The 15,732-nt window shown below is 61.7% G+C and carries 14 protein-coding genes; 11 read left to right on the top strand and 3 right to left on the bottom strand.

Annotated features, from left to right (window positions below; all coding sequences use genetic code 11):
* Positions 1–11 precede the first annotated feature (11 nt).
* Together IGS61_RS02855 and IGS61_RS02850 are read right to left on the bottom strand one after the other, a co-directional pair.
* Positions 12–1,307 (bottom strand): cation:proton antiporter, encoded by a 1,296-nt coding sequence (locus IGS61_RS02855; RefSeq protein ID WP_230538203.1) that lies wholly within the window; start codon positions 1,305–1,307, stop codon positions 12–14.
* 50 nt (positions 1,308–1,357) lie between these two features.
* A complete protein-coding gene (locus tag IGS61_RS02850) occupies positions 1,358–2,473 on the bottom strand; it encodes a mechanosensitive ion channel family protein (protein WP_230538202.1) in 1,116 nt (371 codons plus the stop codon).
* Between the two features lie 238 nt (positions 2,474–2,711).
* Between IGS61_RS02850 and IGS61_RS02845 the strand changes: the two genes are divergently transcribed.
* The 6 genes from IGS61_RS02845 to IGS61_RS02820 all read left to right on the top strand — a co-directional run bounded on the left by IGS61_RS02845 (position 2,712) and on the right by IGS61_RS02820 (position 10,087).
* The gene (locus tag IGS61_RS02845) at positions 2,712–5,000 is read left to right on the top strand and encodes an alpha,alpha-trehalose-phosphate synthase (UDP-forming) (RefSeq protein ID WP_230538201.1); all 2,289 of its coding nucleotides are present in this window, start codon (positions 2,712–2,714) and stop codon (positions 4,998–5,000) included.
* Positions 5,000–5,764, top strand: coding sequence for a trehalose-phosphatase (gene otsB, locus IGS61_RS02840; RefSeq protein WP_230538200.1), 765 nt, complete (start codon positions 5,000–5,002; stop codon positions 5,762–5,764). Before IGS61_RS02845 ends, otsB begins: the two co-directional genes overlap by 1 nt.
* Before the next feature lie 3 nt (positions 5,765–5,767).
* Positions 5,768–7,588, top strand: coding sequence for a glycoside hydrolase family 15 protein (locus IGS61_RS02835; protein WP_230538199.1), 1,821 nt, complete (start codon positions 5,768–5,770; stop codon positions 7,586–7,588).
* A gap of 163 nt (positions 7,589–7,751) precedes the next feature.
* Entirely contained in the window at positions 7,752–7,907 is a 156-nt protein-coding gene (locus IGS61_RS02830; RefSeq protein ID WP_230538198.1) for a transposase, read from the top strand.
* A 625-nt stretch (positions 7,908–8,532) separates the two neighbouring features.
* Positions 8,533–9,357, top strand: a complete 825-nt coding sequence (locus IGS61_RS02825; RefSeq protein ID WP_230538197.1) for a hypothetical protein — start codon at positions 8,533–8,535, stop codon at positions 9,355–9,357.
* A complete protein-coding gene (locus tag IGS61_RS02820) occupies positions 9,347–10,087 on the top strand; it encodes a hypothetical protein (RefSeq protein WP_230538196.1) in 741 nt (246 codons plus the stop codon). The genes IGS61_RS02825 and IGS61_RS02820 overlap by 11 nt, the downstream gene beginning before the upstream one ends.
* A gap of 78 nt (positions 10,088–10,165) precedes the next feature.
* On the opposite strand, the gene IGS61_RS02815 is transcribed toward IGS61_RS02820, so the two are convergent.
* Positions 10,166–11,089 (bottom strand): LysR family transcriptional regulator, encoded by a 924-nt coding sequence (locus tag IGS61_RS02815; RefSeq protein ID WP_230538195.1) that lies wholly within the window; start codon positions 11,087–11,089, stop codon positions 10,166–10,168.
* A 119-nt stretch (positions 11,090–11,208) separates the two neighbouring features.
* Between IGS61_RS02815 and mdcA the strand changes: the two genes are divergently transcribed.
* Genes mdcA through mdcE form a run of 5 tightly spaced genes read left to right on the top strand, consistent with a single transcriptional unit; the run spans position 11,209 to position 15,727 of the window.
* A complete protein-coding gene (mdcA, locus tag IGS61_RS02810) occupies positions 11,209–12,882 on the top strand; it encodes a malonate decarboxylase subunit alpha (protein ID WP_230538194.1) in 1,674 nt (557 codons plus the stop codon).
* A 2-nt stretch (positions 12,883–12,884) separates the two neighbouring features.
* On the top strand, positions 12,885–13,772 hold the full coding sequence (locus tag IGS61_RS02805; RefSeq protein WP_230538356.1) for a triphosphoribosyl-dephospho-CoA synthase: 888 nt from the start codon (positions 12,885–12,887) through the stop codon (positions 13,770–13,772).
* Positions 13,759–14,067, top strand: coding sequence for a malonate decarboxylase subunit delta (locus tag IGS61_RS02800; protein ID WP_086138093.1), 309 nt, complete (start codon positions 13,759–13,761; stop codon positions 14,065–14,067). Before IGS61_RS02805 ends, IGS61_RS02800 begins: the two co-directional genes overlap by 14 nt.
* Complete coding sequence (locus IGS61_RS02795) at positions 14,064–14,918, top strand: biotin-independent malonate decarboxylase subunit beta (RefSeq protein WP_230538193.1); 855 nt, start codon at positions 14,064–14,066, stop codon at positions 14,916–14,918. Before IGS61_RS02800 ends, IGS61_RS02795 begins: the two co-directional genes overlap by 4 nt.
* On the top strand, positions 14,915–15,727 hold the full coding sequence (gene mdcE, locus IGS61_RS02790) for a biotin-independent malonate decarboxylase subunit gamma (RefSeq protein ID WP_230538192.1): 813 nt from the start codon (positions 14,915–14,917) through the stop codon (positions 15,725–15,727). Before IGS61_RS02795 ends, mdcE begins: the two co-directional genes overlap by 4 nt.
* Positions 15,728–15,732: the final 5 nt, after the last annotated feature.

The raw sequence follows: 15,732 nt of genomic DNA, 5'->3' as shown, positions 1-15,732 counted from the left end.
ATTTGCACCTGTTATTTGCGCCAGTAGCGTTCCAGCAGCGGCTTGACCGTCAGGCCGTGCGCGACGATGGAGACGATGACGACGACGAGGGTGATGTCGGCCAGTTCGCGCGCCAGGCCGCGCGGCAAGCCATGCGCGATCGCATAGCCGAGGTAATACAGCGAGCCGATGCCGCGCACGCCGAACCAGGCGGCCAGCCCGCGCAGGCGCACGCTGGTGCCCGAGGCCAGCAAGCCGAGCATCACGCTGGCCGGACGCGCCACCAGCAGCAGGAACAGCGCCACGCTCCAAGCCTGCCAGCTCCAGGCGGCGGCCGTGACGGTGCCGCCCAGCAACAGCACCAGCGTCAGTTCGGACAGGCGTTCCAGGTGTTCCTTGAAGACGAGGGATTCGCCGCTGACGGTCAGCGTCACCTCGCCGTCGTGCGGCCTGGCGGCGGACACGGCATGCGTTTCCTCCGCCTGCAGCAAGCCTTGCCGGTCTTTCGGCGCGCCAGCGAGCCGCAATTCCGTCTGGCGCAAGGCGACGCCGGCAAAGAACACGGCCAGGAAACCCCACGCGTGCAGCCAGGTAGTCAGGCCATACACGAGGGCGATCAGGCCCAGGGCCGCCAGGTCGTCCAGCATGGCGTGTTTCGGCTCCTTGGCGCGCAGCTGCCAGGCCAGCCATGCCAGCAGTGCGCCGCCGGCCGCGCCCAGGGCGATGGCGCCCGCGCTGGCCCAGCATAAATCGCGCCACAGCCATGTGGCGCCGTGCGGCCCCAGCTCATGCAGGCCCAGCAAGCCCAGGCCCAGCATGACGAAAGGAAAGCCGCTGCCATCGTTCATGCCCGCCTCGCTGGTGAGCATGAAGCGCAATTGTTCGCTGTCGCCCGCATGGCGCAGCTGCACGTCGGTGGCCAGCACGGGGTCGGTGGGCGCGAGGATGGCGCCCAGCAGCACGCCCGCGCCCAGCGGCAGGCCCAGCACCAGGCACGCGAAGGCCGCCACCAGGGCCACGGAAATGGCCATCGACAGCCACGCCAGGCGCAGCGATGGCATCCAGCGCGCCAGGCTGAAGGGCACGGGCATCTTCACGCCGGCGGAAAACAGGGAGATGAGGACGGCGATTTCCGTCAGGGTTTCCAGCAGGGGCGCCTGCTGCACCAGGTCGAACGAGAACAGGCCGAGGAACATCGGCCCCAGCAGCAGGCCCACGCCCAGGTAAGCCATGGCCGAAGTCAATGGCAGGCGCGCGATGCCGTCGGCGCCCAGGCCGCGCGCCAGCATCAGGCAACCGATGAGGATGAACCAGGCAGTGGTGCTCATGCGCCTCATTGTAGCGGCGCATGGGCCGGGGCAGCGCGCCGCAGCTTGTTTTACGCCTTGTGCAACTGTACCGTATCGTTTTGCGCCTGCATCGCGTGCAGCTCGATCGGGTCGTGCGTGGAGCGCAGGCGCGGTAAGCCATGCGGATAATTGGCCGTGATAAAGGCGAGCATCTGCTCGCGCACGAGGCAGCGCAATTCAAACGCCGTGCCCGAATCCACCGCGCTGATCAGGAAGCGCACGCGCACGGCCCGCTCGTTCGAATCCGTCGCCTGCACGGTGCAGACGCGGCCATCCCATTGCTTGGCGGATGCGCAAATGCGCGTCAGTTCCGCGCGCAGGGGTTCGATCGGGATGCTGAAATCGAGCCACAGGAACACCGTGCCCAGGATGTCCGAGGAGGTATGCGTCCAGTTCTCGAACGGATTTTCGATGAACCATTGCAGCGGGACGATCAGCCGGCGCTCGTCCCACACGCGCACGACGACATACGTGCCCTTGATTTCCTCGACCGTGCCCCATTCGCCATTGACGATCAGCACGTCATCGATGCGGATGGGTTGAGAAAACGCAATTTGCAAACCGGCAATGAAATTACCGAGCACGGGGCGGGCGGCGATACCGGCCACCAAGCCCGCCACGCCGGCCGAGGCCAGCAGGCTGGCGCCGATCTGCCGCGCGCCGGGCAAGGTCAGCAGCACGAAGGACACGCCCAGGAGGACGACGATGGCATGCGCGCTGCGCGTGAGCACGCGCGCCTGGGTGATCCGGCGCCGCGCGCGCAGGTTGTCGGCCGCGTCGACGGGATTGATCTGGGAAATCGTGATGCTGAGCGACTCGATGCATTGCATGGCCAGCCAGGTCAGGGCGATGATCAGCGCCACGCTGGCCAGGTGCGAGATGGCGACGAGGCCCGGCGTATCGTCGGGCGCGCTGGCCAGCACCATGCGCAGGCCGAAGACGATCAGGGACAGCTGGCTGGCGCGGAAGGCCACGCGCGCCACGTTGCTGGCCAGCGCGTGGCCCTGGGCCAATCTTTTCAGCAAGCCGATGCCGGCCCGGTGCACGCCGATGGCGACCACGGTGACGAGCAGGGCGGAAACGAGCACGGTCAGCGCCGAGCGCAGCGGGCCTCCCATCAGCGAGTGAAACGTGCTGAGATCCATAGGCGAAAACTCCTTAGTTATTGGTGAAATGGATGTCGGAAGCGGTATTTTACGGGCAGATGGCGTAACGGGGGCGTGCGTTGCCGTACGGATAAGACTTGCATCAAGGTGGATACTGGAAGAAATTGCTGCGCTGCGCCATGCCACGTTGACGTTTCAATACGGAAAGCAAGCGGGCGTCGCCGCATTGGAAACATAGTCATACTTGCCATGCTTTTCGTTTTTGCAAAGGAAACCGATGATAGTACGATCACTGCGAATGTCCTTGCGCTTCATCCTGCCGCTGGCCCTCATGCTGGGGCTGTTTGCCTATATCGTTGTACCCCTGCTCGACAATATCACCCTGCGCTGGTATGTGCGCGACCTCGACAGCCGGGCCGAATTGCTCGCTGGAACCCTCCGCCCCTCGCTCACCGAATACCTGCCCGCGCAAGATGCCACGCGTATCAGTGAACTGTTCCAGGGCGCCACGCGCGACGAACGGCTGATCGCCATCGGCTTTTGCGACAACGGGGGCCACTTGCTGTACCAGTCCGCGCAATACCCGGCCTCCATCGGCTGCTGGAGCACGCCTGCCACGGGCGGCCTGTACAAATCGCTGGCGCAATTGCCGCAGGGCCAGGTCCACCTCAGCGAAACGCCCGTCATGCAGGACGCTTCCCAGCTGGGCCGTCTGGTGCTGGTGCAGGACATGAGCTTTGTCGAACGCCGCAATACCGATACCAAGCGTTTTATTTTTGCCTTCCTGGCCGTGCTGGCCGTGCTGATTTCCCTGATGACCGTGTTCGTGGCCCACCTGAGCTGGCGCGGCTGGTTGACGGCCGTCAAGGAGATCTTGCGGGGCGAGTTACTGCCGAAAAGCAATGGCGCAGTGGCCGCCGCCACGGCGCCCGCCGCCGCGCCCGCGCCGCCGCCGGAAATGCAGCCGCTGATCGGCGACTTGCGCGAATTGCTGCAGGAATACCACCTGGAACGCCAGGGCGATAACGGCTGGTCGTCCGACTGGACGCCGGACAAGCTGCGCGCCTTGCTGGAAGCGGACTTGCAGGGCGACCAGGTGCTGGTCGTGTCGAACCGCGAACCATATATCCACACCAAAACAGAGAGCGGGATCGTCGTGCAGCGCCCGGCCAGCGGCCTGGTGACGGCCGTGGAAGCCGTGATGCGGGCGTGCTCCGGCACGTGGATCGCGCATGGCGCCGGTTCCGCCGACCGCGAGACGGTGGACAAGCTCGACCACGTGCCCGTGCCGCCCGACAATCCCAGCTATACCTTGCGCCGCGTGTGGCTGACGCAAGAGGAAGAGCAGGGCTACTATTATGGTTTTGCCAATGAAGGCATGTGGCCGCTGTGCCATATCGCCCACGTGCGTCCCGTGTTCCGCTCGTCCGACTGGGAACAGTACGTCAAAGTCAACCGCCGCTTCGCCGACGCCGTGATCGCCGAGGCGAAGACGGACAACCCCGTCGTGCTGGTGCAGGACTATCACTTCGCCTTGCTGCCGCGTATGGTGCGCGAAGCCTTGCCGAAGGCGACGATCATCACGTTCTGGCATATCCCCTGGCCGAATTCGGAATCGTTCGGCATTTGCCCATGGCGCGAAGAAATCCTCGACGGCTTGCTGGGCAGCACGATCCTCGGTTTCCATACGCCATTCCACCGCAAGAACTTCCTCGAAACGGTGGACCGCTACCTGGAAACCCGCATCGAGCCGGAAGCATCGACCATTTCGTATGGCGGCGAGATGACGCAGGTCGAGGATTACCCGATCTCGATCGCCTGGCCCGAGGATGATCCGGCGCAGCCCGACGTGGCCGCGTGCCGCGCACAGATCCGCAGCGAGCTGGGCGTGGCACAAGACCACTTGCTGGGCATCGGCGTGGACCGCCTCGATTACACGAAAGGCATCGTCGAGCGCTTCCAGGCCGTCGAGCGCATGTTCGAATTGCAGCCCGGCATGGTCGGCAATTTCACGTTCGTGCAGATCGCCGCCCCCAGCCGCGCTTCGCTTGACGAATATCAAAGTTTTGACGCCAGGGTGCGCAAGATGGTCGAGCGCATCAACCGCCGCTTCGGCAGCGGCGACTATGTGCCCATCCTGCTGAAGGCGGAGCACCATGGCCAGGACGATTTGCAGCGCTATTTCCGCGCCTCGGAAGTGTGTATGGTGACAAGCTTGCATGACGGCATGAATCTGGTGGCCAAGGAATTCATCGCCGCGCGCGACGACGAACTGGGCGTCCTTGTTTTAAGTCAATTCACCGGCGCGGCGCGGGAACTGCATGAGGCGCTGATCATCAATCCGTATCATATCGAGCAGGGCGCCGACGCCCTGTACCGTGGCCTCGTGATGCCGCCCGTGGAACAGCGCGAGCGCATGAAGAGCATGCGGGCCAGAGTCAAACATTTCAATGTCTACCGCTGGGCCGGTCGCATGCTGCTGGACGCGGCCCGCTTGCGCCAGCGCGACAAGGTCATGACCAAGATCGACGCCCACAGCCGCATCAAGCGGCGCAAGGGGATGTGATGGCCGATCTCCCTGACGATAGCGCGGCCCTGTTGCAGCTGCTGAGTGCGCCCGGCACGGCCGTCTTCCTCGACTTCGACGGCACCCTGGTCGACCTGGCGCCCACACCCGACGGCGTGCGCGTGGCGCCCGGCGTCATCGAAGCGCTGGCGCTGCTGGCCGAGCACCATGGCGGCGCGCTGGCCCTCATTTCCGGTCGTCCCGTGGCGCAGATCGACGCCATGCTGGCGCCCTTGGTCTTGCCTGTTGCCGGCGTGCATGGTGTGGAGCGGCGCGGCGCCGATGGCCAGTTTCACGTGGCGGCCACGCCTGACGTGTCGCCCGTGCTGGCGCGCGCCCGGGCGCTGGCGGCGATTTACCCCGGCTTGCTGGTGGAGCAGAAGCGGGGTGCCGTGGCCCTGCATTACCGGCTGGCGCCCGAGCTAGAACCGTTATGCCTGCAGGAAATGACCGCCGCCGTGCAAGCGTGCCCGGGGGTGTTGCTGTTGCATGGCAAAATGGTCCTGGAAGCCAAGCCAGCCGCCACCGACAAGGGCGGCGCCATCGCCGCCTTCCTGCGCGAAAGCCCGTTTGCCGGCCGCCGGCCCGTGTTCGCGGGCGACGACACCACCGACGAGGCAGGCTTTGCCTTTGTACAACAAGCAGGCGGGCAGGGCGTCAAGGTGGGCAACGGCCCCAGCGCCGCCACCCTGCGCCTGGCCAGCCCCGGCGCCTTGCGCGCCGCGCTGCTGGCCGCGTCCGTATCCCCGACATCGAAGGAGTAGCCCATGACGACATCGCATGACACCCGCGCCAGCCAACCGCCCACGCCAGCATCGCTGAACTGCGGCGTGGTGGGCAATTGCGCCTTCAACGCGCTGATCGACCAGGCCGGGCAGGTCGTCTGGTCTTGCCTGCCCCGTTTCGATGGCGATCCCGTCTTCAACCGCTTGCTGGACGACACGGAAAACGGCAGCGTGTGGGCCATCGACATCGAGAACTTCGCCCGCAGCGAGCAAGTCTATGAACCGAACACGGCCGTGCTGCGCACGCGCCTGTACGACACGCAGGGGCGCGGCGTGGAAATCACGGATTTCGCGCCCCGATTCCTCAGCCGCGACCGCATGTTCCGCCCGCTGATGCTGATCCGCCGCGTCCGGCCGCTCGACCATGCCGTGCGCATCCGCGTCCGGCTGCGCCCCCGCTACGACTGGGGCCGGCTGGCGCCGCAGATCACGCAGGGCAGCCACCATATCCGCTACGTGGGGCCGGAACAGACCTTGCGCCTGAACACGGATGTGTCGCTTAACTATGTGCTGAGCGAAACGTATTTCGTGCTGGGCGGCACGGCCAACTTCCTGCTGGGCCCCGATGAAACGCTGGCCGGCGGCATCGACGAGACGGCGCGCATCTTCGAAAAGGAAACCATCAACTACTGGCGCACCTACACGCGCCGCCTGGCCGTGCCGCTGGAATGGCAGGACGTGGTCATCCGCGCCGCCATCACCTTGAAACTGTCTTTATATGAAGACACGGGCGCCATCATCGCCGCCATGACCACCAGCATCCCCGAAGCGCCGGGCAGCAGCCGCAACTGGGATTACCGCTATTGCTGGCTGCGCGACGCCTTCTTCGTCGTGCGCGCGCTGAACAGCCTGTCGGAAGTGGGCACGATGGAGGAATATCTGCGCTGGCTGACGAATATCGTCGCCCGCTCGAAAGGCGGCCACATCCAGCCCCTGTACGGCATCGGCCTGGAAGAGCAGCTGCCCGAATCGATACTCGACCACTTGCCCGGCTACCGCGGCAACGGCCCCGTGCGCGTGGGCAACCAGGCGCAGGAACACTTCCAGCACGACGTTTACGGCAATATCGTCCTCGGCGCGGCGCAGGCGTTTCTCGACCACCGCCTGTTCCACCGGGCGGGAAAAGCCGAGTTTGCCGCGCTGGAAGCCGTGGGCGACCAGGCGTTCCGGCTGCATGCGGAGCCGGACGCGGGCATGTGGGAGCTGCGCACGCGGGCGCGCGTCCACACTTCGTCCATGCTGATGAGCTGGGCCGCCTGCGACCGCCTGGCGAAAGTCGCGCACAAGCTGGGCTTGCCGGACCGCGCCGACCACTGGAACAGCCGCGCCGTGCTGATCCGCGAGAGATTACTGCGCGAAGCGTGGAGCGAGGAGCGCCAGGCCTTCGCGGAAAGCCTGGGCGGGCGCGACCTCGACGCCTCCGTCCTGCTGATGGCGGAAGTCAACTTCATCGACCCCATGGACCCCCGTTTCATCGCCACCGTCGACGCGCTGGAAGCATCGCTGTGCGACGGCCCCTACATGCGCCGCTACGAAGCGCCCGACGACTTCGGCAAACCGGAGACCGCCTTCAACATCTGCACCTTCTGGCGCATCGACGCCCTGGCCCGCATCGGCAGGAAAGACGAAGCGCGCAAGATCTTCGAAACCATGCTGCTGGCGCGCAACCACCTGGGCTTGCTGTCGGAAGATACGCACCCGGTGACGGGAGAGATGTGGGGGAATTTTCCGCAGACGTATTCGATGGTGGGCCTCATCAATTGCGCGGTGAGGTTGTCGGCGCCGTGGGATAGTGCGGTTTAGACACTTCGCGGTGAGAAGCTTACCTCTCACCTGCCGAAAATGACAATTTTTTTTGAGGCCCGCTGAAGCGGGCTTTTTTATGAGCACTAAGAGCAGTCGATATATTGACAATTTATTTTAAGTGATATCTATAATAACTTTTGCATGAAAGTGTACGTTAGCGTTGACGCTGCTCCGAATTCTTGGCGTCGGACTGCTCACAGCGAATGCAGCGGTTGTCACCATCGGTCATCCTGCCGGCTTCAGTTCCGGTCGTCAATTTGCGACATGGCTCGGCTTGGTACTAAGCCAGACTGAAATTGGTGGATACGTTCGTTAATTTGGTTTAAGCAAACTGGGCGACGTCTATCTGTGAACATTGCTCGTTCACGGCGCTAGAGCGATCATCTCAGGCAGTGCGCACTCCCCATGGATTATTGAACTTTTAAGTGAAGGCCGTACGGCGTTACAGGTACCGCTCTGGCGAACAAGTTGGCTCGAATAATTTGGGCAGTATTGTTCACGATAACGTATTTGATCTCGAGTAAAGTCCACCGAACTGAAAAGTTCGGCATACGGGACAACAAGCTTTACTTCAGGAGTGCAAGCGAAAAATACATGATGGCGAACAGAGAGTACCGTGACGAGAATAACCTGATAGGGAATTGCAGTCATTTATATTAAAAATAAGATAAGAAATTGTCGGTGAATTCTATCAGGGTCTGCAAGTGATGGACCTGCATCAACAGGCTAGATATCAGACTGTTACCTCATCTGGACTTAACGTGCGAAGCTACTTAATCTCCGTGAGTCGTCCATATAAGTTATCCATAGAGCCTGTCCAGGCTCACGTCCACACTTATTCGCCAAAAAATATGCGCTTTTAAGTGATATTTAGAGAGACCACATCCAAAAATGAAGCTATCATGTAGGATTGATCCTACTTACTAAACTCAAAGGAAAACATGACAGTCGATCTTGATGTGATTATAGATAGTCCCGACTATTCGGTTGAAATGAAATCTGGCCTTAAAACACTTCAGGGTTCATCGGATGCCATCAGAATAATTGCAGAAACCGTTTTGTCGGGAAAAATCCCAGGAAGAAAGACTTTCAAAGGGAAAGTTAAAACAATCTTGAAGGCCAGCTTTAGCGGATCATATGGTCAGATTTTTACTTTAGATATTTCCGATCAGGTATTAAAAGAGAAATATGGAAAGATTGGATGGGAAGTATTTACGGAAATAATTTCTTATTTCTTAAATGATTCGGTTTATAAGGAAAATGAAATATTGAGCGCTCAAGCAAAGGAAATAATCGATAATCTGGGAGAGAAAGCAGAAGACCTTAGCAAACATCTTCGAGTTTCGGCGATGAAAAATATTCATGACACAAGTTTTAAATTTAACTACGATGTCAAAATTCGATTCAGAAAAAACAGAGATGAAAAGAAAATATTGGCAGAATTTGATAGAAGTACAGGCTTAACTTTAGCAGCGAAATTGGATCGCCAGAGCATAGATGTCTCTGTTGCAATTACAAGGTTAAATATAAATACAGGTAATGGACGTCTTCAAATTTTCGGTGAAAATGAAACTACAGCATTTGGTTTCTTAAGTGAGTATAAAGTAATAAACGCAAGGGCAAAAAGCTTAATATCGGATAATCTTTCGAAAAATAATATATTGGATGAAGAGCAACGAATTTATATAAGATTACAAGTTCGTGCTTTAAGAATTCGTGATGGAAAAGCAGTGAAGTATTTTATCTCGGGATTTTATGAGGAATAATTATCTTATTTTTCTTGGCGGGATGGCAATTACGATAATAATCGCTTTCTACGTATTGAAATTTTTCCCAATATTTGGCTCCCAATTGTCAGAGGATACGGCGGTTTGGGGTCAGTTTGGTGACTACATAGGTGGGACATTAAACCCAATCTTAAGTTTTTTATCCGTTGTACTCCTGATACGATCAGCCACATTGCAAAAAGAAGCAAATGCCGAGCTTAAAAAAGAACTTAAGAATAGCGAAAGAACTGAAAATTTTAGATTATTTAATACGTTGTTTTTCAATATGATAGAATCACAAAAAAATATTTTTCGTGAATTTAAAATATATTTCTACGAAGGTCACAACATTGTGGAGAAAACAGGTGCTGCTGCTGTATTGCATATGGAAGAGGAAATAGAGAATTTGAGAGATAATGGCGTAGGCAACGAAGGTGTAGCAGATTATCTTAGTGAGTTGGATTCCGAAGATCAGATTTTTGGGGTTTTACGTGCTTTTTACACTACCGTGAAAATAATTTGCGATAAGATTGTTGATGAGAATGGTTTCAAGGAAGGAGAAGCAAGAGATCAAATAATAACTTTGATTAACTTTACAGATTTCTCTCAGCTTCGTTTGGTGGTGATTGGGACTCAATTTTTAAATTACAAATCTTGCGAGTATCTTAGAGGTAATAATTTATTTATATCCTCGCTCAACGAGGTTAAGCTTAGTTTGGATTTGTATTAATTAGAATTGGGACACTTATTGAACTTTTTCTGATGCAATCGATTTTGCTAAACATCAAGTTTTTGCGCAAAATTCGCGTCATGCATCAGCGCGCTTTTCACCACGCCCATACAACCTGCACTCCGCCGCCAGCGCCAGCAAATTGGGATCGCGCTCGCGGCTGCTCTGCATCAGCAGGGTGATTTGCTGGTGCGAGCCGTAGCGCGCGTCGAGGGGCAGCAGTTCGATGCGCGAGCTGAAGGCGCGCACGCGGCCCGGCAGCAGGCTGTAGCCGATGCCGCCGCTGACCAGGTTGATCAGGGAGAAGATGTCGCCCACGCGCATGGCCGTGTCGGGCACGAATCCCGCCAGATCGAAGGCGTGGTTGAAGCTTTGCGAGGTGACGAAACCCTCGCTGAGGGTGACGAATTTGTCGTTGCGCAACTGTTGCAAGTCCACCGAGGCCTCCCCTGCATAGGGCGAACCGAGCGGCGCGGCCAGGAAGATGTCGTCCTGGAACAGGGGCACGGCCACCAGCCCCGCATGCTGTTCGTCTTCCTGCACGCCGATGATGATGGCGTCCAGGCGGCCGTCGGCCAGGCTTTGCAGCAGGTCGCGGTTCGAGCCCAGGGTCAGGTCGATGTCCAGGCCCGGCCGGCGCAGTTTCAGGGCGATCACCAGTTGCGGGATGCAGTGCAGGGTCAGTGAATACAGCGAACCGATCTTCAGCCGCACGGGATTGATGCCCGACATTTCGCGCACCTTGCGCACGCCTTCCTCGCATTCGGCCAGCGCGCGCCGCGCCGATTCGGCAAAGGTGTAGGCCGCATGCAAGGGGATCAGGCTGCGCCCCTCGCGCTTGAACAGGGGGCAGCGCAAGCCGTCTTCCAGCGAGTGCAGGGCGCGGTGCACGCTGACCGTGCTCTGGCCCAGCGCATCGGCCACCCGCGCCAGGTTGTTCAATTCCATAAAGCTGAGAAACACTTCCAGCTTTTTCAGGGTAATTTCTTCGTTGATGGCCATGACTAGCCTCTTTCAAGGGAGTTCATTAACTTCAAGGTAATGAACATGCTAGCAGATTGATTGTCGCGCTGGCGCTTTCGTTCTATCGTCTGGATTCGATAGCTCATTCCGGAGGCATGATGTCAACCGCCACAGCAGCGCCAGCGCAGCGGCAAAAACAATGGGACACGCGGCGCACCGAGAAACGCCGCCGCCTCGCCGCCGTGCGCCAGTACGCGAACGGCCCCGTGCTGCAACCGGGCGACATGGTCGCCGTGCTCGAAGCCTTGCTCGCACCGGGCGACCGCGTCGTCCTTGAAGGCAATAACCAGAAGCAGGCCGATTTCCTCGCCCGGATGATGACCCAGGTCAACCCCGACAAGATCCACCATCTGCACCTGATCATGCCCAGCGTCAGCCTGCCCGAACACCTGGACCTGTTCGAACGGGGCATCGCCCGCAAGCTCGATTTCTCGTTCGCCGGCACGCAAAGCCTGCGCATCGCCCAGTTCCTGCAGGACGGTTTGCTGGAAGTGGGCGCCATCCACACGTATATCGAGTTGTATGCGCGCCTGTTCGTCGACCTGACGCCCAACGTCGTCATGGTGGCCGGCTACATGGCCGACCGCCAGGGCAATCTGTACACGGGGCCCAGCACGGAGGACACGCCCACGCTGGTGGAATCGGCGGCCTTCCGCGACGGCATCGTCATCGCCCAGGTGAACCAGATCGTGGACGACGTCAGCGACTTGCCCCGGGTCGACGTACCCGGCTCGTGGATCGATTTCGTGGTGCAGTCCGATAAGCCGTTCTTCATCGAGCCTTTGTTTACCCGCGATCCGCGCGTGATCAAGCCCGTGCACGTGCTGATGGCCATGATGGCGATCCGCGGCGTGTATGAAAAACACCAGGTGCAGTCGCTCAATCACGGCATCGGTTTCAATACGGCCGCCATCGAGCTGATTTTGCCCACGTATGGCGAGCAGCTGGGCTTGAAGGGCAAGATTTGCCGCAACTGGGTGCTCAACCCCCATCCCACGCTGATCCCCGCCATCGAGACGGGCTGGGTCGAGAGCGTGCACTGCTTCGGCGCGGAGCTGGGCATGGAAGGCTATGCGGCCGCGCGGCCCGACGTTTTTTTCACGGGCCGCGACGGTTCCATGCGCTCGAACCGCGCCCTGTGCCAGCTGGCGGGCCAGTACGCGGTCGACCTGTTCATCGGCGCGACTTTGCAGATGGATGGCCTGGGCAACTCGTCCACCGTCACGAACGGCCGGCTGGCCGGTTTCGGCGGCGCGCCCAATATGGGCCACGACCCGCACGGGCGGCGCCACCCGACGCCGGCCTGGCTGGACCTGATCGAGACGGACGACCCGCTGGCACGCGGCAAGAAGCTGGTGGTGCAGATGGTCGAGACGTTCCAGGATGGCGGCCAGCCGACCATCGTCGAATCGCTCGACGCCGTGGCCGTGGGCCAGGCCAGCGGCATGCCGCTGGCGCCCGTGATGATCTATGGCGACGACGTCACCCATGTGCTGACGGAAGAGGGCATCGCCTACCTGTACAAGGCCCGTTCGCTGGACGAACGCAAGGCCATGCTGGCGGCCGTGGCCGGCGTGACGCCCATCGGCCTGCGCCACGACCCGAAAACGACAGCGAAATTGCGCGCCGGCGGCCTGATCGCGCTGCCCGAGGATATCGGCGTGCAGCGCGGCGCGGCGAACCGCTCGCTGCTGGCCGCGAAAAGCATCGCCGACCTGGTCGAATGGTCGGACGGCCTGTATCAACCCCCCGCCAAATTCAGGAGCTGGTAATGATGACAATGATGACCACAATGATGACGACAGTGCCGGTGCGTCAGCGCTGCGCCGCGCTGGGTCGGCAGGTGCTGCAGGCGCTGCTCGATGAAGTGACCCTGACGCCGAAACCGGGCCTGGTCGATTTGCGCAGCCGCGGCGCCCACGCGGACTTGAACTGGGCCCTGATGTGCCATTCGGCCTGCGTGCTGGAGCCCGTGTTTGCCGCCATGGCCCAAGCGGCTTGGGAAAGCGGCGATGACGATGGCCTGCGCCAGCGCATCGGCGCCCTCGGCCGCGACGGCGAGGCGCTGATGCTGGCAGCAACGGGCGGCGTGAACACGCATCGGGGCGCCATCTGGGCGCTGGGGCTCTTGGCGACGGCAGCGGCGCAGCAGGGCGCGCGCGGTGCGTCGCTGGCGCCAAAAGCCGTGGCGGCGCGGGCCGGCGCGCTGGCCCGTTTGCGCGACCGGGGGGCGCCTGCCGTCACCGGCAACAAGGGCGAGCTGGCGTGCCGCCAGTACCAGGTCGATGGCGCGCGGGGCCAGGCCCGGGCCGGTTTTCCTCTGGTGACGGGCGCCGGGCTGGTGCAGCTGCACGCCTCGCGGGCGCGCGGCGACAACGAAACGACGGCGCGCCTGAACGCCTTGCTGGCCATCATTGCGCGGCTGGACGACACCTGCGTGCTGTCGCGCGGCGGCGAGGCGGCCTTGCTGGAACTGCAAACGGGAGCGGCACGGGTGCTGGCCGCCGGCGGCGCGGCCACGGCAGATGGCGCCAAGGCACTGCTGGCGCTGGAAGCGGTGGCGCTGGCGCGCGGCGTGTCGCCGGGCGGCGCGGCCGATCTGCTGGCGGCCACCCTGTTCCTGGACAGATTACAAGAAGGAGAAGCGCATGGAGACGCGTGACTACACATTCCCCGCCGGGCAGCCGGCATCGGGGCGCGCGCTGGCCGGCGTCGTCGGTTCGGGCGACCTGGAAGTGCTGCTGCAGCCCGCCGACGATGGCGTGACCCGCATCGTCGTCAACACCTCCGTCGACGGCAAGGGCGCCGTCTGGGATGCGCTCCTGCTGCGCGTGTTCGGCGGCGAGCCGCTGCCGGCGGCGACCATCGTCATCAACGACTGCGGCGCCACGCCGGGCGTGGTGCGCATGCGCATCGAGCAGGCTTACGAAGAATTGCAAGCGGGGAGGGCGGCATGAGTACATTGACGGAATTGCTGGAGCGCGACAGCTTCATCGAACGGGGTGCGCGCAGCCGTGCCAAAGCCCTGCTGGATGCGGGCAGCATGCGCGAACTGCTCGACCCGTTTTGCGGCATCGCGTCGCCGTGGCTGCCGCAGCAAGGCGTCACGGCGCAGGCGGACGACGGCGTGGTGGTGGCCAAGGGCCTGTTCGACGGCCAGCCGGCCGTGGTGCTGGCCATCGAAGGCGCCTATCAGGGCGGCAGCATGGGCGAGGTGGGCGGCGCGAAGATCGCCGGCGCGCTGGAACTGGCGGCGCGCGACAACCGCCAGGGCGTGCCGACGCGCGCCGTGATCCTGTTCGAGACGGGCGGCGTCCGGCTGCAGGAAGCCAACCTGGGCCTCGCGGCGATTGCCGACATCCATGCGGCCATCGTCGACTTGCGCCGCTACCAGCCCGTGATCGGCATCACGGCCGGCACGGTGGGCTGCTACGGCGGCATGTCGATCGCGGCGGGCCTGTGCAGTTATCTGGTCGTTACCCGCGAGGCGCGCCTGGGTCTCAACGGGCCGGCCGTGATCGAGCAGGAAGCGGGCGTGGACGAATTCGACTCGCGCAACAAGCCATTTATATGGAGCCTGACGGGCGGCGAGCAGCGCTTTCACAGCGGCCTGGCCGACGCCTATGTGGCGGACGACACGGCGCAGATGCGCGCCACGGTGGCCGAACTGTTCGCGCGCGGCGTGCCGGAGCGGCATCGCAGCAGCCAGGCCGACGGTTTTCTCGCCCGCCTGGCGCAAGTGGACACCGGGCCGCAAGCCACGCCGGAAGCCGTGCGTTTGATCTACAGCAAAGGAGCCGCAGCATGAACGCCATCACCAATTCCAGCCGCGGCGCCACCTGGCTGGCGGCCCTGACCGACAGCAGCGCACCGCTGGACGGCTATCCGCCGTCCGTGCGCGTGGCCGACGCGCCGCTGGCGGGCGAGCCGGCGCGCTATGTCTCCGTGCTGCCCGATCCGGACAACCGTTTTACGCGCGCCCGCACCGGTGAAATCGGCCTGGTCGAGGCGTGGCAGCTGGCGCGCGCCGTGCAGCAAGTGGTTGTCGAAGACCGCGCGCTGGCGGTGAAACGGCCCATCGTCGCCGTCATCGACGTGGCCAGCCAGGCGTATGGCCGGCGCGAAGAGGCGTACGGCATCCACCAGGCGCTGGCCGGCGCGGCGGGGGCGTATGCGGAAGCGCGCCTGGCCGGCCATCCCGTCATCGGCCTGATCGTCGGCAAGGCCATGTCGGGCGCCTTTCTCGCGCATGGCTACCAGGCCAACCGGCTGATCGCGCTCGACGATCCGCAAGTGATGGTGCATGCGATGGGCAAGGCGTCGGCGGCGCGCATCACCCTGCGCACGGTGGCAGCGCTGGAAGCGCTGGCCGCGACGATTCCACCGATGGCTTATGACGTCAAGAATTACGCGAGCCTGGGCCTGCTGTGGCAAACCTTGCAGGTGGCGCACCCCGACGCGCCGTCGGAGCTTGATCTGGCGCAGGTGCGCGCCAGCCTGCAGGCGGCGTTGCATGATATCCGCGCCGACCCGGAACGGGGCCTGGCCAGCCGCCTGGGCGCGCCGCACCGCCAGGCGTCGGCAAAAGTCAGGGAGGTGCTGGGGCAGCAGTGGTAAGTGAA

It is taken from the genome of Janthinobacterium sp. FW305-129, assembly GCF_020858115.1.
Lineage (GTDB): Bacteria > Pseudomonadota > Gammaproteobacteria > Burkholderiales > Burkholderiaceae_D > Janthinobacterium.
Note: the sequence above shows the minus strand (reverse complement) of the source record. Positions and strands in the feature narration are given on the sequence as shown.

Coding starts and splice junctions, on each gene's coding strand:
- mdcE (WP_230538192.1), top strand. CDS start 14,915: ATGAACGCCATCACCAATTCCAGCCGCGGCGCCACCTGGCTGGCGGCC.
- mdcA (WP_230538194.1), top strand. CDS start 11,209: ATGTCAACCGCCACAGCAGCGCCAGCGCAGCGGCAAAAACAATGGGAC.
- IGS61_RS02845 (WP_230538201.1), top strand. CDS start 2,712: ATGATAGTACGATCACTGCGAATGTCCTTGCGCTTCATCCTGCCGCTG.
- otsB (WP_230538200.1), top strand. CDS start 5,000: ATGGCCGATCTCCCTGACGATAGCGCGGCCCTGTTGCAGCTGCTGAGT.
- IGS61_RS02805 (WP_230538356.1), top strand. CDS start 12,885: ATGACAATGATGACCACAATGATGACGACAGTGCCGGTGCGTCAGCGC.
- IGS61_RS02800 (WP_086138093.1), top strand. CDS start 13,759: ATGGAGACGCGTGACTACACATTCCCCGCCGGGCAGCCGGCATCGGGG.
- IGS61_RS02835 (WP_230538199.1), top strand. CDS start 5,768: ATGACGACATCGCATGACACCCGCGCCAGCCAACCGCCCACGCCAGCA.
- IGS61_RS02795 (WP_230538193.1), top strand. CDS start 14,064: ATGAGTACATTGACGGAATTGCTGGAGCGCGACAGCTTCATCGAACGG.
- IGS61_RS02815 (WP_230538195.1), bottom strand. CDS start 11,089: ATGGCCATCAACGAAGAAATTACCCTGAAAAAGCTGGAAGTGTTTCTC.
- IGS61_RS02850 (WP_230538202.1), bottom strand. CDS start 2,473: ATGGATCTCAGCACGTTTCACTCGCTGATGGGAGGCCCGCTGCGCTCG.
- IGS61_RS02855 (WP_230538203.1), bottom strand. CDS start 1,307: ATGAGCACCACTGCCTGGTTCATCCTCATCGGTTGCCTGATGCTGGCG.
- IGS61_RS02825 (WP_230538197.1), top strand. CDS start 8,533: ATGACAGTCGATCTTGATGTGATTATAGATAGTCCCGACTATTCGGTT.
- IGS61_RS02820 (WP_230538196.1), top strand. CDS start 9,347: ATGAGGAATAATTATCTTATTTTTCTTGGCGGGATGGCAATTACGATA.